Consider the following 22,798-nt stretch of genomic DNA (forward strand, 5'->3'; position numbering starts at 1 on the left):
CGGGTGAGCCGGCCAGTTTAAGCGCGATGCAGGACTGACCGGTGCGCAAAGCACATCGCGCCTGCTGCCGCAATGAGTGAACGCATTTGAGAATCAATCGCATTAATGGGAGAATGCGTGCACGGAACGGGCCGCAGGCGACTGCAGCGACGCTCCGCCTCCCCCCTCGTCGTTGCCTCAAGCCCTTTGCCAGAGGCCCCGTTGCCCTGCCAGAAGGTCCAGATCATGTCCCGAGCCGTTGTCCTTTCGCCGCGCCCGCTGGCGCTCGCCGTTGCCGCCCTGCTGGCGGGCAGCGCCCTGACCGCCCAGGCCGAAACCGACGCAACCGATATCGACACGGTGCACGTCACTGCCTCGCAGATCGCGCGGCAGGCGCTGGGCACCTCGACCATCACCGCCGAGGACATCGCCAAGCGCCCGCCGGCCAACGACATCGCCGAGCTGCTGCGTACCATGCCGGGCGTCAACCTGACCGGCAACAGTGCCTCCGGCCAGTACGGCAACAACCGCCAGATCGACCTGCGCGGCATGGGCCCGGAAAACACCCTGATCCTGGTTGACGGCAAGCGCATCGGCGCACGCGATGCCGTGCGCATGGGCCGCAGCGGCGAGCGCAATACGCGCGGCGATACCAACTGGGTGCCCGCGGAAATGATCGAGCGCATCGAAGTGCTGCGCGGTCCGGCCGCAGCCCGCTATGGCTCCGGTGCCTCCGGCGGCGTGGTCAACATCATCACCAAGCGCCCGACCGGCGACCTGACCGGCGCGGTCGACCTGTATGGCCTGGTGCCCGAGCACAGTGCCGAAGGCGGCAGCGAGCGCGTCGGCCTGCAGCTCAGTGGTCCGATGACCGACACCCTGTCGTTCCGCCTGTACGGCAACCTCAACAAGACCGACGCCGATTCGCTGGACCTCAACCGCCAGTACGCGACCAACCCGAACGCGGTGCCGCCGGCCGGCCGCGAGGGCGTCAAGAACCGCGACGTCAACGCGCTGCTGCGCTGGGACGTGACCGCCGACCAGGTGGTCGAGTTCGAGGCTGGCACCAGCCGCCAGGGCAACATCTACGCCGGCGACCGCGCGGTCAGCACCACCGGCACCTCCACCGGCGTCGATCTGGCCGCCCTGGCCGAAGGCAAGGCGGAAACCAACCGCATGTACCGCAACACCGGTGCGATCACCCATCGCGGCCGCTGGGGCGACGTGACCTCGCGGGTTACGGCCGCGGTCGAGGCCGTCAACAACTCGCGCATCAATGAAGGCCTGGCCGGTGGCCCGGAAGGCAGCTTCAACGGCACCGACTGGTCGACCTCGCGCCTGCGCAACTACCAGCTGGATGGCGAAGTGAGCTTCCCGACCACGCTGGGCGGCGCCGAGAACATCTGGACGCTGGGCTTTGAATATCTCGACAGCCGCCTGACCGATCCGTACTCGATGAGCCAGTCCAGCAGCAGCGGTGGCGGTTTCCCAGGCCTGTCGGCCGACCGTGCACGCGGCAAGGCCGATGCGCAGACCACCGCCGTGTTCGTGGAAGACAACATCTACCTGGGCGAGCGCTGGATCGTCACCCCGGGCCTGCGCTTCGACCACCACAGCCAGTTCGGCAACAACACCAGCCCCAGCCTCAACGCGCAGTTCCGCATCAACAGCGACTGGGTGGTGAAGGGCGGCATCGCGCGTGCCTTCAAGGCACCGAACCTGTACCAGTCAAATCCGGACTACCTGTACTACACCCGTGGCAATGGTTGCCCGAATGCGTTGCCGAGCCTGGGGGCCGGCTGCTACATGCGCGGCAATGCGGACCTGAAGGCGGAAACCAGCCTGAACAAGGAACTGGGTGTGGAGTGGGCGCCGCAGAGTGGCTGGCAGGCGTCGCTGACCTACTTCCACAACGACTACAAGGACAAGATCCAGGCCGGCTACGACCAGATCGGCCTGACCGCCGACGGCAGGGGCCGCATCTTCCGCTGGGAGAACGCGCCGAAGGCGATCGTGCAGGGGCTTGAAGGCAACCTGGTGATCCCGCTGCTGGGCGAGCAGGGCAACCGCCTGAAGTGGAGCAACAACTTCACCTACATGGTGGAGAACGAGAACAAGACCACGCGCCAGCCGCTGTCGGTGATTCCGAAGTACACGATCAACACCATGCTGGACTGGCAGGCCACCGACAAGCTGTCGCTGCTGCTGACCGGCACCTTCTATGGCAAGCAGAAGCCGGCCACCACCAACATCAACAATGATCCGCGCTGCACCGGCACCTGCGACCCGTCGCTCGCGCTGCAGGACCGCGGGGCGTACAACATCTGGGGCGTGAGCGCGCGCTACAGGGTGACCGAGACGGTCAGCTTCGGCTTCGGTGTCAACAACCTGGCCGACAAGCGCCTGTTCCGCGAAGCCAACAGCAGCGATGCCGGTGCGGCGACCTACAACGAGCCGGGTCGCGCGTACTGGGCCAGCCTGCGCTTCGGTTTCTGACCGGACGCGGACTTCGCTCCGCTGTGATCGCCGGGGCGGGCCTGGCGCCACCGGGCCGGCTCCGGTAGCGCCGGGCCAGGCCCGCTGAGGGACCGCGTGGCCTGCAATGTTATAAACACCGTGATAGTTTCCCCACGCACGCACGCGTAGCCTGCGTCCATCGCAAAGGAGCTGTTGCCATGGGCCACGACCACGATCACCTGCCATCCCAGATCCGCCACGAGAAACCCCTGTGGTGGGCGCTCGGCCTGACCTCCACCTTCCTCGTCGTCGAAGTGGTGGGGGCGTTCTGGACCAACAGCCTGGCGCTGCTGTCCGATGCCGCGCACATGGCCACCGACGCACTGGCGCTGATGATCGCGCTGGTGGCGGTGCGGCTGAGCCGGCGCCCGCCGGACGCACGCCGCACCTACGGCTATGCACGCCTGGAAGCACTGGGCGCGATGATCAACGGCGCGATGCTGTTCGTGGTCGCCGCCTACATCCTGTGGGAGGCGGTGGGACGTTTCCGCGAGCCGCAGGAGATCGCTTCCTCCGGCATGCTGGTGATCGCCGCTGCGGGCCTCATCATCAACCTGATCTCGATGCGCCTGCTGCAGGCCGGCAGTGGCGAGAGCCTCAACGTGAAGGGCGCCTACCTGGAAGTGTGGGCGGACATGCTGGGCTCGGTGGCGGTGATCGCAGGCGCGTTGTTGATCAAGTGGACCGGATGGAAGCCGATCGACCCGATCCTGGCCGTGCTGATCGGCCTGTGGGTACTGCCGCGCACCTACGTGCTGATGCGCGAGGCGATCAACGTGCTGCTGGAAGGCGTGCCCAAGGGCATGGACGTGGCCAAGGTGCGCGACAGCCTGTCCGGCCATGCCGCGGTGCTGGACGTGCATGACCTGCATGTGTGGGCACTGGCTTCCAGCACGCCGGCACTGACCGCGCACATCGTGATGCGCGACGGCACCGATGCCGATGCGCTGCGCCGTGAACTGGGTGGCCGCCTGCACGATGACTTTGGCATCGAGCATGTGACGCTGCAGATCGAAGCGGACCACTGCGGCGAAGCCTGTGGCGAACCGCTGCCGGCCAAGGGCGGCGAGCACGAGGGCCATGAAGGCCACGACCACGGCGAGGATGCGCAGGGCCATCGCGGCCACGTGCATCGTTGATCGAAATCGAAGGCCGCGCCGGGGATGCCCGCTGCGGTCATTCGTCCCGGCGCGAGGCCAGCCGATCCGCCAGCCGGGTCGGCTCCGGCAGGCGGTAGCCACGCAGTGTGCGCTGCACCCAGTCCAGCGCGGTATCCGCGCTGACCCGATGGCCGCCGGCCACGAACAACGGCTTGCAGCGCACCTTGCTGCGCAGTACCCAGCCCAGTTGTTCCTCGCCGTCCAGCAGCGGCGTGTGCGCGCCGGCCTCGGCGCCCGGTTCGACGAAGCGGCCCACCAGTTTCGACTTGGCCACGCCGATGCTCGGCAGGTCGGTGACCACGCCCAGGTGCGCGGCGACGCCCAACCGGCGCGGATGGCTGATGCCGTGACCATCGACGAACACCAGATCGGGTGTGCGCGGCAGCAAGGCCAACGCGGCCAGCAGCGCGGGCAGTTCGCGGAAGCTGAGCAGGCCGGGGATGTAGGGCATCACCGTGGGAATGCGCGCGATCTCCTGCGCGACAGGCCGCAGCGTCGTTGCGTCCAGCAATACCGCAGCGGCGCGGGTGATGGCGCCGTCCTCCTCGAAGCCGACATCCAGCCCGGCCAGCCAGCGCACGTTGCGGGGCAGGCGGTCCTGGCGTTCCACCCGGCCGGCCAGCTGAAGCTGCTGCGCGCGGGCGGCGCTGACGCTGCCTTCCCAGCGCCCGGGATCGATCATCGTATTCATCGGCCACAGCATTGCATGCGCGGCGCCACGGCCCGGTGAGCAGCGGCCGGGGCTACAATGGCGGCCTGCCTTTCCTCGCGTTGGAGACCCTGCAGTGACCCGTAAACTCGTACTGTTGCGCCATGGCCAGAGCCAGTGGAACCTGGACAACCGCTTCACCGGCTGGGTCGATGTCGACCTCACCGAGCAGGGGCGCCGGGAAGCGGCCGCCGCCGGCCGCCTGATGCGCGAGGAAGGCCTGCAGTTCGATGTCGCCCACACCTCCGTGCTCAAGCGTGCCATCCACACCCTGCAGGGTGCGCTGGCCGAGCTGGAGCAGGACTGGCTGCCGGTGAACAAGTCCTGGCGCCTCAATGAGCGCCATTACGGCGGCCTGCAGGGCCTGGACAAGGCCGAGACCGCGGCCAAGCATGGCGAGGAGCAGGTCAAGGTGTGGCGCCGTTCCTACGACATCCCGCCGCCGCCGATGGCGCTGGAAGATCCGGGCCATCCGATCCATGACCGCCGCTACGCCGGCCTGGACCGCAACGCGCTGCCGGGCACCGAATCGCTGGCGACCACGCTGGACCGCGTGCTGCCGTACTGGCACGACGCCATCGCGCCGCAGCTGAAGGACGGCAAGACCGTGCTGGTCACCGCCCACGGCAACTCGCTGCGCGCGCTGTACAAGTACCTCAACAACGTCTCGCGCGAGGAAATCCTCGAGCTGAACATCCCGACCGGTATCCCGCTGCTGTTCGAACTGAACGACGACCTGACGGTACAGTCGTTCCGCTACCTGGGCGACCCGGAAGCGGCACGCAAGGCCGCTGAAGCCGTGGCCAACCAGGGCAAGGCGAAATAAGAAGAAGGCCGGCGCAAGCCGGCCTTTCTTTTTGTAGAGTCGAGCCATGCTCGACTGCTCTCCGTTCCACGTTCATGACCGCTGCGGCAAGAGGCGCAGAGCAGTCGAGCATGGCTCGACTCTACAGGGGCAGGCCCTGTGACCTTTGGCCGGTCCCTGCCGCGGGCCTCCCCGGCTACTCTGTGGGATTACCCGCAGGAGAGCCTCATGAACGTCCGCAATCTGGTCCCGCTGGGCCTGACGATCGCCATCGCCGCCTCGCTGGCCGCCTGTGGCAAGAATGAAACCGCGCCGTCCGGCACCGCCGATGCCAAGCCGGCCTTCGATCAGTCGCAGATCAAGACGCCGCTGATCTCGCTCAACAGCGCCGATCTGGACCCGGCCATTTCGGCCTGTACCGACCTCAATGGCTTCGTCAACAGCAAGTGGCTGAAGGCCAACCCGGTGCCGGGCGACCAGACCACCTGGGGCAGCTTCGAGATCCTGCGCGAGCGCTCGCTGGAAGTGCAGCACGCGCTGGTCCAGCAGGCCGCAGCCAGCCAGGCAAAGGCCGGTTCGGTGGAAGCCAAGATCGGTGACATCTGGAAGACCGGCAACGACGAAGCGAAGATCGAAGCCGCCGGCCTGGCGCCGCTGCAGCCGACGCTGGACAAGATCGGCGCGCTGAACGACACCGCCGCCATCACCCAGTACCTGCGCGACAGCCAGGCCGAGGGCAAGGGCGTGCTGTTCTCGCTGTTTGCCAACGCCGATTACAAGGATTCGGCCAACGTCATCGCCTATGTTGGCCAGGGCGGCCTCGGCCTGCCGGAGAAGGGCTACTACTTCGATGACGCCCAGGCCAAGATCCGCGACGCCTACGTGGCCTACATCGCACAGGTGCTGACCCTGTCCGGCGTGGATGCTGCGCAGGCGGCCGAGCAGGCCAAGGCCGTGATGGTCTTCGAAACCCGCCTGGCCAAGGCCTCGATGTCGCGCATCGAGATGCGTGACCCGGCCAAGCGCTACAACCCGCTCAGCGCCGCCGACGCCGACAAGCTGACGCCGAACTTCAGCTGGACCGCGCTGTTCGACACCCTGAAGGTGCCGGCCGCGCAGAAGTTCTCGCTGGCCCAGCCGGGTTTCTTCGGTGAAATGGACAAGATGCTGGCCGACGTGCCGGCCAGCACCTGGCAGGCCTACCTGCGCTTCCACACCATCGATGATGCTTCGCCGTACCTGAGCAGCCCGTTCGAGAAGGCCAACTTCGACTTCTACGGCACCACCCTGCGTGGCCAGAAGGAAATGCAGCCGCGTTGGAAGCGCGTGCTGGAGTCGGTCAACGGCGGCATGGGTGAAGCGCTGGGCCAGCTGTACGTCGACGCCGTGTTCCCGGCCGAGTCGAAGGTGGCCATGCAGCACCTGGTGGAGAATCTCTCGGTAGCGCTGAAGGCGCGCCTTGAGCAGCTGCCGTGGATGGGCGAAGAGACCAAGAAGAAGGCACTGGAAAAGTGGGCCAGCTTCACCCCGAAGATCGGTTACCCGGACAAGTGGCGTGACTGGGCCGGCCTGCAGACCAACGGCGACAGCTACCTGGGCAACATGCAGGCCGCGCGTGCGTTCAACTACCGCTACATGCTGGACAAGATCGGCAAGCCGGTGGACAAGACCGAGTGGGGCATGACCCCGCAGACGGTCAACGCCTACTACAACGCCACCAAGAACGAGATCGTGTTCCCGGCCGCGATCCTGCAGGCGCCGTTCTTCGACGCCAAGGCCGATCCGGCGCTGAACTACGGCGGCATCGGTGCGGTCATCGGCCACGAGATGATGCACGGCTACGACGATTCGGGCAGCCAGTTCGCCGCCAACGGCAACTTCGACAACTGGTGGACCGACGCCGACCGCAAGGCCTTCACCCAGCGTACCGACCAGCTGGTCGCGCAGTTCGACGGCTATGAGTCGGTGCCGGGCGTGTTCGTGAAGGGCAAGCTGACCTTGGGCGAGAACATTGGCGACCTGGGGGGCCTGACCGTGGCCTACGACGCGTTGCAGATGGCGCTGAAGGAAGACCCGAAGGCGAATGTCGACGTCGATGGCCACAGTCAGGACCAGCGCTTCTTCATGAACTGGGCTACCGTGTGGCGCCGCAACTTCACCGACGGTGAACTGCGCGTGCGTTTGAACACCGATCCGCATGCCCCGGCGAACTTCCGTGCCAACGGCGCGCCGTCGAACATGCCGTCCTTCGCTGCCGCGTTCCAGTGCAAGGCTGGTGACGCGATGGTGCGTGCCGACGACAAGCGCGTGGTGATCTGGTAATTGATCGCACGTGATGCGTGATGCGAAAGGCCCGGCGAACGCCGGGCCTTTTGTTTGTCGGCCCGGTGGCGAGGGACGGCCGGGTAGAGTCGACCGTTGGTCGACTATCGCGGGATGTACGCGATACACGTGCGTCGGCCGGCGGGTCAGCCAGCGCGTCAGTTATGCCAGCTCCGGCTCCAGCGCCAGCATGCGGTGGAAGCGCTGCAGTACGTAAGGATCGACCAGGCCACCCGACTGGTTCTCGATGATGCCCAGCGCAGCCTCGCGCGCCATCGCCGCCCGATAGGGACGCACGCTGGTCATCGCATCGTAGGCATCGGCGATGGTGACGATACGCGCGCCCAGCGGGATGCTTTCGCCGCGCAGGCCATCGGGATAGCCGCTGCCATCGAAGGCTTCATGATGGGCGCGGATCAGTTGCGCGACCGGTGCGGCATCACTGCGGCCGGTGGCCAGGAAGATATGCTCGCCGCGCACCGGGTGCTCACGCATGATCGCGCGCTCTTCGTCGGTGTGCCGGCGCGGGGCCAGCAGCACGTCGTCGGGAATGCCGATCTTGCCGATATCGTGGAAGCGGGCGGCCAAGCCGATCTGTTCACAGGCCTCGGCGTCGAGGTCGCACTGTGCGGCCAGCCGCTGCGCGAGCAGGCCGACACGGTCGCAGTGGTGGCGGGTGTAGGCGTCGCGCATCTGCAGCGACATCGAGAGGGCATCAATCAGGCAGGCCTGCGCGTGCAGCAGGTCGGGGGCGGGTACGGCGTCAGGAAACATGGGCATCCACCCGCACCGGGTGGGGACCGGTGCGGGGTATTCGGGGGCGATCAACCCGGGGCGAGGGTGGTCAGGAGGGCGCGGGCCGCGTTGAAGCGGTCTTCCGGCAACGGCAGCGGATGCTTGATGCGCAGCTTGTCGGGCCCTTCCATGGCGTAGAGGTTCGGTTGCTTCTGGATCAGCTGGATCACCGCCATCGGGTCGATGTTCGGCTTGGACTCGAACACGATGCGGCCACCGTTCTCGCCCAGGTCCAGCTTGCGGATGCCCAGCGTGTTGGCCTTCAGCTTCAGCTCGGCGATGGCGAACAGGTGCTTGGCCGCATCCGGCAGCAGGCCGAAGCGGTCGATCATCTCCACCTGCAGCTCGCGCAGTGCATCGCTGTCGCGCGCGCTGGAGATGCGCTTGTACAGGGTCAGGCGGGTGTGCACGTCCGGCAGGTAGTCTTCCGGAATCAGCGCCGGCACATGCAGCTCGACTTCGGCGCCGCGCACTTCCTCGCCGGCATCCAGGTCGGGCAGCTTGCCCTGCTTGATGCTGCGCACCGCGCGTTCCAGCAGTTCGGTATACAGGCTGAAGCCGACCTCGGCCATCTGTCCGCTCTGGTCCTCGCCCAGCAGTTCGCCGGCACCGCGGATCTCCAGATCGTGCGTGGCCAGGGTGAAGCCGGCGCCGAGTTCGTCCATCGAGGCGATCGCTTCCAGGCGCTTTTCCGCATCCGGGGTGATCGAACGACGGTCGGGCGCCACCAGGTAGGCATAGGCGCGATGGTGCGAACGGCCGACACGGCCGCGCAGCTGATGCAGCTGGGCCAGGCCGAAGCGGTCGGCGCGGTTGATGATGATGGTGTTGGCGTTGGGGATGTCGATGCCCGACTCGATGATCGTGGTCGACAGCAGCACGTTGAAGCGCTGCTTCTGGAAATCCAGCATCACCTTTTCCAGCTCACGCTCGGGCATCTGGCCGTGGGCGATGCCGATGCGCGCCTCCGGCACCAGCTCGGACAGCTCGCGCTGCATGCGGCCGATGCTCTCCACGTCGTTGTGCAGGAAGTACAGCTGGCCGCCGCGCGCCAGCTCGCGCTGGAAGGCTTCGCGCAGCAGGGCATTGTCCCACTGGGTGATGAAGGTCTGCACCGCCAGCCGGTTCGGCGGCGGGGTGGCGATGATCGACAGGTCACGCAGGCCGGCCATGGCCATGTTCAAGGTGCGCGGGATCGGCGTGGCGGTCAGGGTCAGCAGGTGCACGTTGGCGCGCAGCGCCTTCAATGCTTCCTTCTGGCGCACGCCGAAACGCTGCTCCTCGTCGACGATGACCATGCCCAGGTCCTTGAACTTCACGTCCGGCTGCAGCAGGCGGTGGGTACCGACGATGACATCGATGGTGCCGGCGGCGACCTTCTCCAGTTCGGCCTTGATTTCCTTGCTGGTCTTGAAGCGCGACAGCACTTCGACCTTCATCGGATAGTCGGCGAAGCGGTCGCGGAAATTGCGGAAATGCTGTTCGGCCAACAGCGTGGTCGGCACCAGCACGGCCACCTGCTTGCCAGCGCTGGCGGCGGCGAAGGCGGCGCGTACGGCCACCTCGGTCTTGCCGAAGCCGACGTCGCCGCAGACCACGCGGTCCATCGGCTGGCTGCTGGCCAGGTCGCGCAGGGTGGCGTCGATCGCGGCCAGCTGGTCCGGGGTCTCCTCGAACGGGAAACCGGCCGCGAACGGTTCGTACATCGCGCGGTCCACCTGCAGTGCCAGGCCGGCACGCGCCTGGCGGCGGGCCTGGATCTCCAGCAGTTCGGCGGCCACGTCGCGCACCTTCTCGGCGGCCTTGCGCTTGGCCTTGCTCCACTGCTCGCCACCAAGCGAGTGCAGCGGCGCGGTTTCCGCCGATGCACCGGAATAGCGACTGATCAGATGCAGCTGGGCCACCGGCACATACAGGCGGTCGCCCTTGGCGTATTCGATTTCGAGGAACTCGCCGGGCATGCCGCCGACGTCCATCGCGATCAGGCCACGGTAGCGGCCGACGCCATGGTCCTCGTGCACGATCGGCGCGCCTTCGGTCAGCTCGCCGAGGTCGCGGATGATTGCTTCCGGCTCGCGGCCGGCACGGCGCGTGCGGCGGGTGCTGCCGGCGCGCTCGGGGAACAGCTGGCGCTCGGTCAGCACCGCGATGCGCGGATCGTCGAGCGCGAAGCCATCTTCCAGCGGCGCCACCGCGATCGCGAAGCGCGCATCGCCGGCGAGGAAGCTGGGCAGGTCGGCCACCACCGGTGGCTTCAGCTCGGCGGCCTGCAGCACTTCCAGCAGGGCTTCACGGCGGCCCGGCGAGTCGGCGGCAATCAGCACCCGGCCCGGGTAGTGGCCGAGGAAGGACTTCAGCGCATCACCGGCCGGTGCCTCGCGTGCAGCCACCGGCAGCGGCGGCAACGGCTGGTCGCCCAGCGCGTGCGCATCGGCGATGCGTGCGTGGTCGGCTGGCCACACTTCGATGCGCGGCGCATCGTTCAGGCGCTCGCGCAGCAGTTCCGGCGACAGGTACAGCGCCGACGGCGGCAGCAGCGGGCGCTCCACATCGTGGCGGCGCTGTTCGTAGCGCTCGCCGGTCTGCGCCCAGAACGTCTCGGCGGCTTCACCGGCACCGGCACAGACCACCGGCAGGCTGCCGCTGGGCAGATAATCGAACAGGGTCGCGGTGCGCTCGAAGAACAGCGGCAGGTAGTACTCGACGCCGGCCGGGGCCAGCCCCGACTTCAGGTCCTGGTACAGCGCGCTGCGCCGGGTATCGACATCGAAGCGCTCGCGCAGCGTGGCCAGCACGCGGGCGATGCTGGCCTCGTCCATCGGCACTTCGCGGCCGGGCAGCATGTGCACGGCCTCGACCTTGTCCAGCGAACGCTGGCTTTCCGGGTCGAAGGCGCGGATCGAGTCGATGTCCTCGTCCAGCAGCTCCACCCGCAGCGGCTCGTCGGCACCCATCGGGAACACGTCGAGCAGGCCACCGCGCACGGCGAAGTCGCCCGGGTCCATCACCTGCGGCACGTTGCGGTAGCCGGCGCTCTCCAGGCGGCGCTTCTCGGCTTCCAGGTCCAGGCGCTGGCCGACCTTCAGGTCGAAGCTGCCGCCGATCACGTAGCTGCGTGGCGCCAGCTGCTGCAGCAGGGTCTGCACCGGCACGATCACCAGGCCGCGCTTCAGCGCAGGCAGGCGGTGCAGGGCGGCCAGGCGCTGCGAGATGATGTCCGGATGCGGGCTGAAGCGGTCGTAGGGCAGGGTTTCCCAGTCCGGGAAGGCGACCACCGGCAGGGCCGGGTCGCCGCCAAGCAGGGTCTGCAGGTCGGCTTCGAGCTGGTTGGCGCCGTGGTTGTCACGGGCGATCACCAGCAGCGGGGCGTCGTGCGCACGCGCGGCCTGGGCCAGGTACCAGGCCAGGGCGGTCGGCGATGCGGGGGCGCGCCACCAGGCGCGGAGCTGGCCGGCGCGCGGCAGCGGCGGGGCGGGGTATGAGGTACGCGACATGGACCCCGGATTTTAGCAGAAGCCCGGTCGAAGCCCGCCAGGTAGTCCCGGCCGCTGGCCGGCATTCCGATACCCCAACGGTGCATGAGGCTGCCGGCCAGCGGCCGGCACTACCGGAATGCGGTGCCGGGCAGTGCCCGGCGCATCCGTAGAGTCGAGCTTGCTCGACTATCGAAACATGCGGTGCCGGGCAGTGCCCGGCCCATCCGTAGAGTCGAGCTTGCTCGACTATCGAAACATGCGGTGCCGGGCAGTGCCCGGCCCATCCTTCAGTTGTCCAGTTCCAGCACCATCCGCACCAGGCCCTCGGCGCCGGTCGGGTGCGGCACCGGCTTGAAGCCCAGCGAGGCGGCCAGCTGCTTCATCGGCTCGTTCTCGGCGGCCACATCGCCGTACAGGCGGTCCAGGTACTTGCCGCGGCCCCACTTCACCAGCTTGCGCATCAGCTGCCGGCCCAGGCCCTGGCCGATCAGGAAGCGGCTGATCAGGATCGCGTACTCGGCTTCACGGGTACCGGGGATGATCGAGGCCCGGGCGACCGCGCCGACCACCGCTTCGCCAGCGGGCAGGGATTCGGCTGCGACCAGGGTGATCTCGGTCTTGGGATTGGGGTGGGTCAGGCGCTGGGTGGTTTCCGGCGACAGCTCGGTCACCGCCTGCAGGAAACGATCACGGATTTCTTCCGGCCCGAACAGGCTGAACGCTGCTTGCAGCGGCGCGCCATCTTCCGGGCGGATGGGGCGGATCAGCAGCTCGTGGCCGCTGGGAGCCTTGAAGATCTCATGCCAGGGCGGCATGCGGTTGCGAGTGGCCATACCGGGTGATTCCTTGGTGGTCCATCGATTGTGGCATCACCGGGGCTGCATTCCGTGAACGAAAGGCTCACGGCGGTACAGCCTCGTGAAGGCCGTTATTCGGGGGCTTTGAGCCAATCCAGGCGGGTGCTGGCACCGGGTTCGCCCAGGTGCTGGCGCAGCGCCGGCAGGGCCGGGCCGACCACCCGATCGAACTGCCAGGGTGGGTTGAGCAGCAGCATGCCACTGCCATTGAGGCGCAGCGGCGAGTCATCCGGGCGCACCAGGAACTCGATGGTCATCGCCGACTTCACCGGCAGCGCGCTGGCCTTGCGCAGGAAGTGCAGGATGGTGCGGCGCTGCTTGATCGGGAACCAGACCGCGCAGGTGGCCTGCGGCCAGCGTGCCAGGGTCTCGGCCAGGGCGGCCAGGATGTTCTGGTACTCGGCGTCCTGGGCCTCGTAGGGCGGGTCGATCAGCACCAGGCCGCGGCCGATCTTGCTGCCGTTGAACTTCGGCGGCAGCAGCGAGCGCAGCAGCGCGTAGCCATCGCCCGGACGCACATCGACGCGGCTGTCGTGGGCGAACAGGGCCTTCAGCGTGGCGGTTTCGGGTTCCTGCAGCTCACACACCGCCATGCGGTCCTGCGCGCGCATCGCCTGTGCGCTCAGCAGCGGCGAGCCCGGGTAGTTGGTCAGTGCGCCGACCGGGTTGTCGGCCTGCACGGCCTTCAGGTAGCGCTCGACCACCTCCGGCAGCTTGGGCTGGGCCATCAGCCGCATGATTCCGGACTCGGCCTCCAGGGTCTTGCGGCTCTCTTCACTGGCCAGCAGGTAGCGGCCGGCACCGCCGTGGGTGTCGAGCACGAAGAACGGGCTGTCCTTGCGCTTGAAGCTGTCGATCAGGGCCAGCTGCACGATGTGCTTGAGCACATCGGCGTGGTTGCCGGCATGGAAGGCGTGGCGATAGTTCATGGGCGGCAGTGTACGGGGCGGCGGCCGCAGCGGCTATGCTGCGCGCCATGACAGCCCCTGTTGCCCATGTCCTGGTGGTCGAGGACGAAGCCGCCATCGCCGAAACCGTGCTCTATGCGCTGCGCAGCGAAGGCTATGCCGCCAGCCACTGCCTGCTCGGCGGCGAGGCCCTGCAGCGGCTGCAGGCCGGCGGCATCGATCTGCTGGTGCTGGACGTGGGCCTGCCGGATCTGGGCGGCTTCGAGGTGTGCCGGCGGCTGCGCGCACAGCCGGGCCCGGCTGCGCAGCTGCCGGTGATCTTCCTCACCGCCCGCAATGACGAAGTGGACCGCGTGCTCGGCCTGGAACTGGGGGCCGACGACTACATGACCAAGCCGTTCTCGCCGCGCGAGCTGGTGGCGCGGGTGCGTGCTCGCCTGCGCCGTGCCGCACCGCTGGCGACAGCGGGCAGCGCCGACGCGGGCTGGCAGCAGCACGGCGCCTTCGCCATCGACCGCGACGGCCGCCGCATCCGCTTCCGGGGCCAGGCGCTGGACCTGACCCGCTACGAATACGCGCTGCTGGAGGCGTTGCTGCAACGCCCGGGCGCCATCCTCAGCCGCGCGCAGCTGATGGATCGCGGCTGGGACAGCAGCGCCGACAGCGCCGACCGTACCGTGGACACACATGTAAAGACGTTGCGCGCCAAGCTGCGTGCGGCCGGTGCCAGTGATGATCCGATCCGCACCCACCGTGGCCTCGGCTACGCGTTGGAGGTCTAGCCGATGCGCCTGGTGCTGAAGCTGTTCCTGGGCTTCTTCCTGATTACCGGTATTGCCGCGTTCTTCGTGATGCGGGTGTTCGTCAATGAAGTGAAACCGGGTGTGCGCCAGGCGATGGAGTCGACACTGGTCGATGCGGCGAATGTGCTGGCCGAGATGGCCGCCGCCGACGTCAAGGACGGCACCATCCGCAGCGGCGGCTTCACCCGCAACCTGGCCAAGGCGCGGCAGCGCGACCTGAAGGCGATGGTCTGGCGCTTCCCGAAGCGCTCGCTGGATTACCGGGTGACCATCACCGACGCCCGGGGCATCGTCATCTACGACTCGCTGGGCCGCGATCTGGGCCGCGACAACTCGCGCTGGAACGATGTCTACCGCACCCTGCGCGGCGAGTACGGCGCCCGTTCCAGCCCGGAAGTGCCGGGCGAGGAAGGCGATACCGTGATGCACGTGGCGGCGCCGGTATATGACCCGGCCGACGGACGCACGCTGATCGGCGTGCTCAGCCTGGCCCAGCCCAACCGCAGCATCGATCCGTTCATCGCCGCCAGCCAGCGCGCCATCATCGAGCGCGGGGCCTGGCTGATCGGGCTGTCGGCGCTGGTCGGCGTGCTGGTGACGATGTGGCTGACCACCGGCCTGGGCCAGCTCAGCCGCTATGCCCGCGCGGTCACCGCCGGCGAACCGGTGCCGCCGCCGCGCCGACGCCGCGACGAGATCGGCGATCTCGGCCAGGCGCTGGAAACCATGCGCCGCAAGCTGGAAGGCAAGGCTTACGTCGAACAGTACGTGCAGTCACTGACGCACGAGATGAAAAGCCCGCTGGCGGCGATCCGCGGTGCCGCCGAGCTGCTGCAGGAGCCACTGCCCGAGGCCGACCGCGTGCATTTCGCGCGCAGCATCGTCGACCAGCAGGAACGGCTGACCGAGACCATCGACAAGCTGCTGGCGCTGGCCGAAGTGGAGCAGCACGGCTGGCTGCAGACCCGCGACCCGATCGCGTTGCCGGTGCTGCTGGCCGAAGCGGCGGCTGCGGCGCAGGTGCGCGCACAGGCGGCGGGCGTACAGGTGCGCATCGGCAGCGCGCCCGACCTGTCCGTGCAGGGCGATGCCTATCTGCTGCGGCAGGCGCTGCACAACCTGATCGACAATGCCATCGCATTCTCGCCGGCCGGCGCGGAGATCGCGCTGCAGGCCGAGGTGGACGGGCAGGGCGTGCGCCTGCAGGTGGCCGACCGCGGTGCGGGTATTCCGGACTATGCACGCGAACGGGTATTCGAGCGCTTCTATTCGCTGGCGCGTCCCGCCAGTGGACGGCGCAGCTCGGGCCTGGGCCTGCCGTTCGTGCAGGAGGTCGCGCGCCTGCATGACGGCCGTGCCAGCGTCGAGGTCCGCGATGGCGGCGGCACCGTGGCCAGCCTGTGGTTGCCGTTGAGCGTGCCGGGCCAGCGTCCGCGCCGCTGACTTCACACTCGCTTCAAATTCGCCACAAACCCTGCTCACCGCAGCGGTCCATCCTGCAGCCCTCTCCAACGAGGATGGACCATGAAATCCCTGAAGATGCTGCTGCGGTTCGCCATTGTCGGCGGGCTGATCCTGCTGCTGCTGGTTCCACTGACGATGATCCGTGGGGTCATCACCGAGCGCAGCGCATACCGCGACGAGGCGTTCGCGCGCGTAGCCGACAGCCGCGCCGGTGCGCAGCGCCTGGTCGGGCCGGTGCGGGTGGTGCCGTGGGTGGAGCGCCAGCAGGTCGAAGTCGTCGACGCCAAGGGCAACAAGAAGACCGAGGTGCAGGTCAGCGAAGGCCACTGGCTGCAGATGCCGGCCACGCTGGAAGTGGGCGGTGAGATGCTGCCGAGCCAGCGCGAAGTCGGTCTGTTCAAGGTGCCGGTGTACAGCTGGAACGGCCAGCTGAAGGCGACCTTCGCCGTCGACGACTACCCGGTGAAGGCCGGCCGCAGCTACGGACAGCCGTATGTGGCGCTGGGCGTTTCCGATGTGCGCGGGCTGGTCGGTACGCCCAACCTGCGCGTGGACGGCAAGCAGCTGCGGCTGCTGCCGGGCGTCGAAGCGGCCAGCGAGGTTGGTCGCGGCCTGCATGCTCCCGTGGCCGGCTTCGCCAACGACCAGGGCGGCAGCCTGGCCGCCAGTACCGTTGAGCTGGAACTGCGCCTGGACGGCAGCCGAATGCTGTCGGTGGTGCCGGTGGGCGATGACACCCGCATCGCGCTGCGTTCGAGCTGGCCGCATCCGTCGTTCAGTGGTGCATTCCTCCCCAACGAGCGACGCGTCAATGCACAGGGCTTCGATGCACGCTGGGCGGTGTCCTCGCTGGCGTCCGACGCGCAGCGCCAGCTGCGCAGCGACGGTGCGATCGATTCGCAGGCGGTGACCGTGTCGCTGGTCGATCCGGTCGATACCTATACCCAGGCCGACCGCGCCTCGAAGTACGGCGTGCTGTTCGTGCTGCTCACCTTCGTCGGCTTCATCCTGTTCGAACTGATCAAGTCGCTGCGCATCCATCCGCTGCAGTACCTGATGGTGGGCCTGGCGCTGGCGATCTTCTTCCTGCTGCTGATCAGCCTGTCCGAGCACATCGCGTTCTGGAAGGCCTACCTGGTCTCGGCCGTGGCCTGCATCGGGCTGCAGGCGGTGTACCTGGCCAACGTGCTGGGCCACTGGAAGCGTGGCCTCGGCTTTGCCGCGCTGCTGACCGTGTTGTACGGCGCGCTGTATGGGCTGCTGGTGTCGGAGAACAACGCGCTGCTGATGGGCTCGCTGCTGCTGTTCGTGATCCTGGCGCTGGCGATGTGGGTGACCCGCCGGGTCGACTGGTACGCGCTTGGCGCGGAACTGAAGTAAGGAGTTCGCCATGGGCTGGCGCCACGGATTGCGGCAACGGGCACGGCAGGGCATTCCGGCCCTGCTGGAAGTGGATGCACTGCTGCAGGCACATGGCGTGCTGGCGGCCCTGCCGGGGGCACGGATCGCCCCCGGCCTGGTCCGCTTCCAGCTGGCCGCGGTCACCTGCGAGGGATTGCAGGATCAGGGGCTGGGGTGGCTGCAGGGGGCGCGGCAGGGACGCGGCGCGCTGGCGGGCAAGGTGACGCGCTACCGGCCATGGAAGGCCGGAGCGGAAGCGCTGGCCGAGATCGGCATCGGCGGCCTGCCGGAGGACTGGCCCGCACACGCGGCGGTGTACGGCTGCAGCAGCATCGACCGGCGGCACTGGTTGCTGCTGCTGCCGGCGCGGGCGCAGCTGTGGCTGGGCTGGAGTGGGTGAGGTGGCTTGGGAGATGTGAACCAGCCACTCTCCTGTGTGGCCACTCTCCTGTGGGTGCGAACCAACCACTCTCCTGTGGGTGCGAACCAGCCACTTGCCTGTGGGTGCGAACCAGCCACTTTCCTGTGGGTGCGAACCTTGGTTCGCACGCTCCTGCCCATGACCGATGGGACGGTATCACCGCGCCCCTGCTGGCTAGACTCGACAGGTTGATGATCGAGCCGAAGGGCAGGGGTGCGGCGTGTTGAAGTGGAGCGGGCTGAAGTGGGGCGTGCTGGCGGTAGCGTTGGCGATGGGGGGCAATGCAGGGGCGCAGCAGCGTGAGACGGTGGACCTGGACATGGTCAGCCGCATCCGCCAGGAGGCCTTCCACCGTTCGCAGGTAATGGACACCTTCAGCTACCTCACCGAGCGCATCGGGCCGCGCCTGACCAATTCGCCGGCAATGGGCCGCGCCAACGCCTGGACCCGCGGCAAGTTCAACGAATGGAAGCTGGACAACGTCCACGACGAAGCCTTCGATGATTTCGGCCGTGGCTGGGAGTTCACCTCGGCCAGCGTTGAAATGCTGGGCGACCGTGTGCAGCCACTGCATGCGCTGCCCAAGGCCTGGACGCCGGGTACGAACGGCCCGGTCGAAGGCGAATTGGTGCAGGTCGAGATCAAGAAGCCCGAGGACATCGAGAAGTACCGCGGCAAGCTGCGTGGCAGGATCCTGCTGCTGGGCGAGGCGCGCGAGTACAAGCGCGGCACCGAGGCAGATTCGCATCGGCACGACGCCACCTCGCTGGAAGGCCTGCAGGAATTCACCCTGCCCAAGGACAAGGACGCCACCGCCGAGCGCGCCAAGCGGGTCAAGGAATACCAGGAGCGGCAGACGCTGGCGAGCAAGGTCAATGCGTTCTTCGTCGAAGAAGGCGCGCTGGCCTCGATCAGCATCAGCAGCTGGGACAACGGCATCATCCGGGTTGCCGGTGGTGGATCGCGCAAGGCCGGCGAATCGGTGGGTATCCCGGAACTGGCGATGATCAGCGAGCACTTCAATCCGTTGGCGCGCGCGCTGGAGGCCAAGCAGACCGTGCGCCTGCGCGTGGACGTGGCCGCACGTTTCACCGATGAGGCCGACCAGCCTGGCTACAACACGCTGGCCGAGATCCGCGGCAGCAGCAAGCCCGATGAAGTGGTGATGATCGGCGCGCACATGGATTCGTGGCACAGCGGCACCGGCGCGGCCGACAATGCTGCCGGCGTGGCGGTGATGATGGAGGCGATGCGCATCCTCAAGGCCACCGGCGCCAGGCCCAAGCGCACCATCCGGGTAGCGTTGTGGAGTGGCGAAGAGCAGGGCCTGATCGGCTCGCAGGCCTACGTGGCCAAGCACTTCGGCCAGTTCCCGGAGCCCACCGACGCGGCGCAGAAGGCATTGCCGGCCTCGCTGCGCGAGCCGACCGGTGCGCTGCGCAAGACCCGCGACTACAGCAAGTTCCAGGTCTACTTCAACATGGACAACGGCTCGGGCCGCTTCCGTGGCATCTATGCGCAGGAGAACCTGGCAGCGATGCCGATCTTCGAAGCCTGGCTGGCGCCGTTCCATGACGTGGGCGCCACCACCGTGGCCAGCCGCAACACCGGCAGCACCGACCACATCAGCTTCGACCGCATCGGCCTGCCGGGCTTCCAGTTCATCCAGGACCGTCTGGACTACTTCACCAATGTCCACCACAGCCACCTGGACACCTGGGACCACGCCGAACCGGAAGACCTGAAGCAGGCCGCGGCCATCGTCGCCTCGTTCGCCTACAACGCCGCCATGCGCGAGCAGCCGTTCCCGCGCAAGGCTGAACCATAAAAGGGGACGGAGGGGATTAAGTCGTTTCTCCCCTCCGCTTCCCGCCCGTCGCCGCATCGGCTCGGCAATTGCGACTTAATCCCCTCCGTCCCCTTTTTCCGTCGGGGGCGGTGGGCTGGTAAAATCGGGGGATTCCCGTTCCTCGAGCCCTCCATGACCTGCCGCACCCGCTTCGCCCCCAGTCCCACCGGCTACCTGCACATCGGTGGTGCCCGCACTGCGTTGTACTGCTGGCTGGAGGCCCGCCACCGTGGCGGCGAGTTCGTGCTGCGAATCGAAGATACCGACCGTGAGCGCAGCACCCAGGGCGCGATCGACGCCATCCTGGAGGCAATGGAGTGGCTGGGCCTGGATTACGACGAGGGCCCGATCTACCAGACCGCGCGCGTGGCCCGTTACCTGGAAGTGGCCGAGCAGCTGGTGGCCGACGGCAAGGCGTACTACGCCTACGAAACCCGCGAAGAGCTCGATGCCATGCGCGAGGCGGCCATGGCCAGACAGGAAAAGCCGCGCTACAACGGTGCCGCGCGCGAGTTGGGCCTGCCGTACAAGGACGACCCGAACCGCGTCATCCGCTTCAAGAACCCGCTGGAAGGCACGGTGGTGTTCGACGACCTGATCAAGGGCCGCATCGAGATCGCCAACAGCGAGCTGGATGACATGGTCATCTTCCGCCCGGACGGCTACCCCACCTACAACTTCGCAGTGGTGGTGGACGACTGGGACATGGGCATCACCGAGGTCATCCGCGGCGACGACCACATCAACAACACCCCGCGCCAGATCAACCTGTACGAAGGCATCGGCGCGCCGGTGCCGAAGTTCGGCCACATGCCGATGATCCTGGACGAGCAGGGCGCCAAGCTGTCCAAGCGCACCGGCGCGGCCGACGTGATGCAGTACAAGGACGCCGGCTACCTGCCCGACGCGCTGCTGAGCTACCTGGCCCGCCTGGGCTGGTCGCACGGTGACCAGGAGCTGTTCAGCCGCCAGGAGCTGATCGACCTGTTCGACGTGAAAGACTGCAATTCCAAGGCCTCGCGCCTGGACATGGCCAAGCTGGGCTGGGTCAACCAGCAGTTCCTGAAGAGCGAAGCCCCCGCGGCGGTCGCCCCGCACCTGGTCCATCAGCTGCAGAAGCTGGGCCTGGACCTGGCCGCCGGCCCGGCGCCGGAGGACGTGGTGGTCGCCCTGCGTGACCGCGTGCAGACCCTGAAGGACATGGCCGAGAGCGCGGTGGTCTGGTACCAGCCGCTGACCGTCTACGACGAAGCCGCGGTGGCCAAGCACTTCAAGGCCGGCGCCGAGGTGGCGCTGGGCAAGGCTCGCGAACTGCTGGCAGCGCTGCCGGCATGGACCGCCGAAGCGGTCGGCGTGGCCCTTCACGACACCGCCGCTGCGCTGGAAATCGGCATGGGCAAGGTCGCCCAGCCGCTGCGCGTGGCGATCACCGGCACCCAGGTCAGCCCTGACATTTCCCAGACCGTGTACCTGGCCGGCCGCGAGCAGGCCTTGAAACGCATCGATGTGGCCATTACCAAGGTAGCAACGGCCTGAGGCATCCTTGCCAGGCCGAACCGGAGAACGCGCATGCCCGCCAAGACCGCCACTGCTTGTACCGCCCCGCACCACCACGTCCACGACGCATCGGATTTCGTCGCGGTGGTCGAGCGTGTCTCGCGCGAACGCGGGCTGCGCCTGACCCCGATCCGCGCCAACGTACTGAAGCTGATCGCCGAGGCCGGCAAGCCGGTCAAGGCGTATGAACTGCTGGAATGGGTGCGCAACGGCAAGGGCGTGGGCGCCGATGCCCCGCCCACCGTGTACCGCGCGCTGGACTTCCTGATGGCCAATGGCTTCGTGCACAAGCTGGAATCGGTGAATGCCTTCGTGGCCTGCCACCACCCCAGCAGCGCGGCGCATTCGGTGCCGTTCCTGATCTGCAACAGCTGCCACAGTGCGGTGGAGCTGGAAGACCGCGAGATCGTCACCCAGCTGGAAAAGCGCGCCAAGGAGCTGGGCTTCCAGCCGCAGGCGCAGACCCTGGAAGTGCACGGGCTCTGCGCCCGCTGCGCCGGGTAACGCAACGGTAGTGCCGGCCGCTGGCCGGCATAGGAGCGGGGTCGGATCCATTCGCCATTGGCAAAGGGATCTGACCCCGTTTCATATCGGCGCAACCGGGCCTGTACCCTAGTCCATCGGCTTGGTCGCGGTATCCACCCGCACGATCACCGACATGCCTGGCCGCAGCTGTGCTGCCAGCTTCTGCTCCCCGTCGATCCTGATACGTACCGGCAGCCGCTGCACCACCTTGGTGAAGTTGCCGCTGGCGTTGTCCGGGCGCAGCACGCTGAACTCCGACCCGGTGGCGGGCGCGATCTCCTCCACGCGGCCGCTCAGCACCTGGCCGTGGAAGGCGTCCACCGAGAACGAGGCAGGCTGGCCGATCGCCATCTGCCAGGTCTGGCCTTCCTTGTAGTTGGCGACCACCCACAGCGTGTCAGGCACCAGGAACAGCAGCTGCGAACCGGCAGCCACGTACTGGCCCACGCGCACGCTGGCCTCGCTGATCTGGCCGTCGCGCGGTGCGTGGATCACCGTATTGGCCAGGTCGATGCGGGCCAGTTCCAGTTGTGCCTGCGCGCTCTCCACCTGCGCTTCCAGGCTCTTGCGTGCCACCCGGGTCGATACCAGCGTTTCCTCGGCGATGCGGATCTGGGCCTGCGACTGCTGCACGCTGGCCTGCGCCGAGGCCTGGCTGGTGCGGAACTTGTCGCGGTCGTTGACCGACACCAGCTGCTGTGCGGCCAGCTCCTCGTAGCGGCGGGCCTCATTGCGCGAGCGCTGCAGTTCGGCCTGGCCCGCCGACAGCGTGGCGTGTGCGGAGGCGATCTGCGCACGATTCTGCGCCTGCGACTGGTCCGAATTGGCCAGTGCCGCGCGTGCGCTGTCCAGCGTCGCCTGTGCCTGGGCGACACGTTGCGCATAGATGCGGTCATCGATGCGCAGCAGCGGTTCGCCCTTCTTCACATGTTGGAAGTCCTTGACCAGCACCTCGGTGACGTAGCCGTTCACCTGCGGCGCCATCACCGTGATCTGCCCGCGCACATAGGCGTTGTCGGTCACCATCACGCTGCTGGTGAACGGCCACAGGTGCCAGGCACGCAGGATCAGTGCGATCCCCAGCAACGCCACCACCACCATCACCACCACGCTGCGCGCGCTGGGCTTGAGGTATTTCGGCGCGGCAGCCGGCGCCGCGGGTGTGGGCGCAGGCGCCGCATCGGTCGGTGGCGGTGGGGTGACGTTGTCGGCGTCGATGTCGTCGGGGCGGGGCGGGACGGGGGGCATGG

The 22,798-nt window shown here is 67.6% G+C and carries 17 protein-coding genes; 11 read left to right on the forward strand and 6 right to left on the reverse strand.

What is annotated here, in order from left to right:
• Nucleotides 1-225 precede the first annotated feature (225 nt).
• Nucleotides 226-2,475, forward strand: coding sequence for a TonB-dependent siderophore receptor (locus N440_RS03965; RefSeq protein WP_133934160.1), 2,250 nt, complete (start codon nucleotides 226-228; stop codon nucleotides 2,473-2,475).
• A 179-nt stretch (nucleotides 2,476-2,654) separates the two neighbouring features.
• Nucleotides 2,655-3,635, forward strand: a complete 981-nt coding sequence (locus N440_RS03970; RefSeq protein ID WP_133934161.1) for a cation diffusion facilitator family transporter — start codon at nucleotides 2,655-2,657, stop codon at nucleotides 3,633-3,635.
• A gap of 37 nt (nucleotides 3,636-3,672) precedes the next feature.
• Here the strand turns inward: N440_RS03970 and nfi are convergent, their stop codons facing one another.
• Complete coding sequence (gene nfi / locus N440_RS03975; RefSeq protein ID WP_049456175.1) at nucleotides 3,673-4,347, reverse strand: deoxyribonuclease V; 675 nt, start codon at nucleotides 4,345-4,347, stop codon at nucleotides 3,673-3,675.
• 94 nt (nucleotides 4,348-4,441) lie between these two features.
• Here nfi and gpmA point away from each other — a divergent pair, with 94 nt between their 5' ends.
• Both gpmA and N440_RS03985 read left to right on the forward strand, forming a co-directional pair.
• The gene (gene gpmA / locus N440_RS03980; RefSeq protein WP_133934162.1) at nucleotides 4,442-5,191 is read left to right on the forward strand and encodes a 2,3-diphosphoglycerate-dependent phosphoglycerate mutase; all 750 of its coding nucleotides are present in this window, start codon (nucleotides 4,442-4,444) and stop codon (nucleotides 5,189-5,191) included.
• 207 nt (nucleotides 5,192-5,398) lie between these two features.
• Nucleotides 5,399-7,492 carry a M13 family metallopeptidase gene (locus tag N440_RS03985; protein WP_133934163.1) on the forward strand — a complete coding sequence of 698 codons (2,094 nt, stop codon included), beginning with the start codon at nucleotides 5,399-5,401 and terminating at the stop codon, nucleotides 7,490-7,492.
• Nucleotides 7,493-7,654: 162 nt separating this feature from the next.
• Here the strand turns inward: N440_RS03985 and N440_RS03990 are convergent, their stop codons facing one another.
• The 4 genes from N440_RS03990 to rlmJ all read right to left on the reverse strand — a co-directional run bounded on the left by N440_RS03990 (nucleotide 7,655) and on the right by rlmJ (nucleotide 13,549).
• A complete protein-coding gene (locus N440_RS03990) occupies nucleotides 7,655-8,272 on the reverse strand; it encodes an HD domain-containing phosphohydrolase (RefSeq protein ID WP_133934164.1) in 618 nt (205 codons plus the stop codon).
• Nucleotides 8,273-8,316: 44 nt separating this feature from the next.
• The gene (gene mfd / locus N440_RS03995) at nucleotides 8,317-11,781 is read right to left on the reverse strand and encodes a transcription-repair coupling factor (RefSeq protein ID WP_133934165.1); all 3,465 of its coding nucleotides are present in this window, start codon (nucleotides 11,779-11,781) and stop codon (nucleotides 8,317-8,319) included.
• Between the two features lie 269 nt (nucleotides 11,782-12,050).
• On the reverse strand, nucleotides 12,051-12,596 hold the full coding sequence (locus tag N440_RS04000; RefSeq protein WP_004150340.1) for a GNAT family N-acetyltransferase: 546 nt from the start codon (nucleotides 12,594-12,596) through the stop codon (nucleotides 12,051-12,053).
• 95 nt (nucleotides 12,597-12,691) lie between these two features.
• A complete protein-coding gene (rlmJ, locus tag N440_RS04005) occupies nucleotides 12,692-13,549 on the reverse strand; it encodes a 23S rRNA (adenine(2030)-N(6))-methyltransferase RlmJ (protein ID WP_006425982.1) in 858 nt (285 codons plus the stop codon).
• Nucleotides 13,550-13,584: 35 nt separating this feature from the next.
• Between rlmJ and creB the strand changes: the two genes are divergently transcribed.
• From creB to N440_RS04040, 7 genes are all read left to right on the forward strand, one after another.
• The gene (gene creB, locus N440_RS04010; protein ID WP_133934166.1) at nucleotides 13,585-14,310 is read left to right on the forward strand and encodes a two-component system response regulator CreB; all 726 of its coding nucleotides are present in this window, start codon (nucleotides 13,585-13,587) and stop codon (nucleotides 14,308-14,310) included.
• A 3-nt stretch (nucleotides 14,311-14,313) separates the two neighbouring features.
• Entirely contained in the window at nucleotides 14,314-15,774 is a 1,461-nt protein-coding gene (gene creC, locus N440_RS04015) for a two-component system sensor histidine kinase CreC (protein ID WP_133934167.1), read from the forward strand.
• 81 nt (nucleotides 15,775-15,855) lie between these two features.
• A complete protein-coding gene (gene creD, locus N440_RS04020) occupies nucleotides 15,856-17,175 on the forward strand; it encodes a cell envelope integrity protein CreD (protein ID WP_133934168.1) in 1,320 nt (439 codons plus the stop codon).
• A gap of 10 nt (nucleotides 17,176-17,185) precedes the next feature.
• Nucleotides 17,186-17,596: a hypothetical protein gene (locus tag N440_RS04025; RefSeq protein ID WP_133934169.1), complete on the forward strand. Its 411-nt coding sequence runs from the start codon at nucleotides 17,186-17,188 to the stop codon at nucleotides 17,594-17,596.
• Nucleotides 17,597-17,888: 292 nt separating this feature from the next.
• The gene (locus N440_RS04030; RefSeq protein ID WP_133935972.1) at nucleotides 17,889-19,445 is read left to right on the forward strand and encodes a M20/M25/M40 family metallo-hydrolase; all 1,557 of its coding nucleotides are present in this window, start codon (nucleotides 17,889-17,891) and stop codon (nucleotides 19,443-19,445) included.
• Between the two features lie 153 nt (nucleotides 19,446-19,598).
• Complete coding sequence (gene gltX / locus N440_RS04035; protein WP_133934170.1) at nucleotides 19,599-21,002, forward strand: glutamate--tRNA ligase; 1,404 nt, start codon at nucleotides 19,599-19,601, stop codon at nucleotides 21,000-21,002.
• Between the two features lie 33 nt (nucleotides 21,003-21,035).
• A complete protein-coding gene (locus N440_RS04040; protein WP_004150412.1) occupies nucleotides 21,036-21,527 on the forward strand; it encodes a Fur family transcriptional regulator in 492 nt (163 codons plus the stop codon).
• A 108-nt stretch (nucleotides 21,528-21,635) separates the two neighbouring features.
• Here the strand turns inward: N440_RS04040 and N440_RS04045 are convergent, their stop codons facing one another.
• Complete coding sequence (locus tag N440_RS04045) at nucleotides 21,636-22,796, reverse strand: HlyD family secretion protein (RefSeq protein ID WP_133934171.1); 1,161 nt, start codon at nucleotides 22,794-22,796, stop codon at nucleotides 21,636-21,638.
• Nucleotides 22,797-22,798: the final 2 nt, after the last annotated feature.

Source organism: Stenotrophomonas sp. CC22-02, assembly GCF_004365115.1.
GTDB lineage: Bacteria > Pseudomonadota > Gammaproteobacteria > Xanthomonadales > Xanthomonadaceae > Stenotrophomonas > Stenotrophomonas forensis.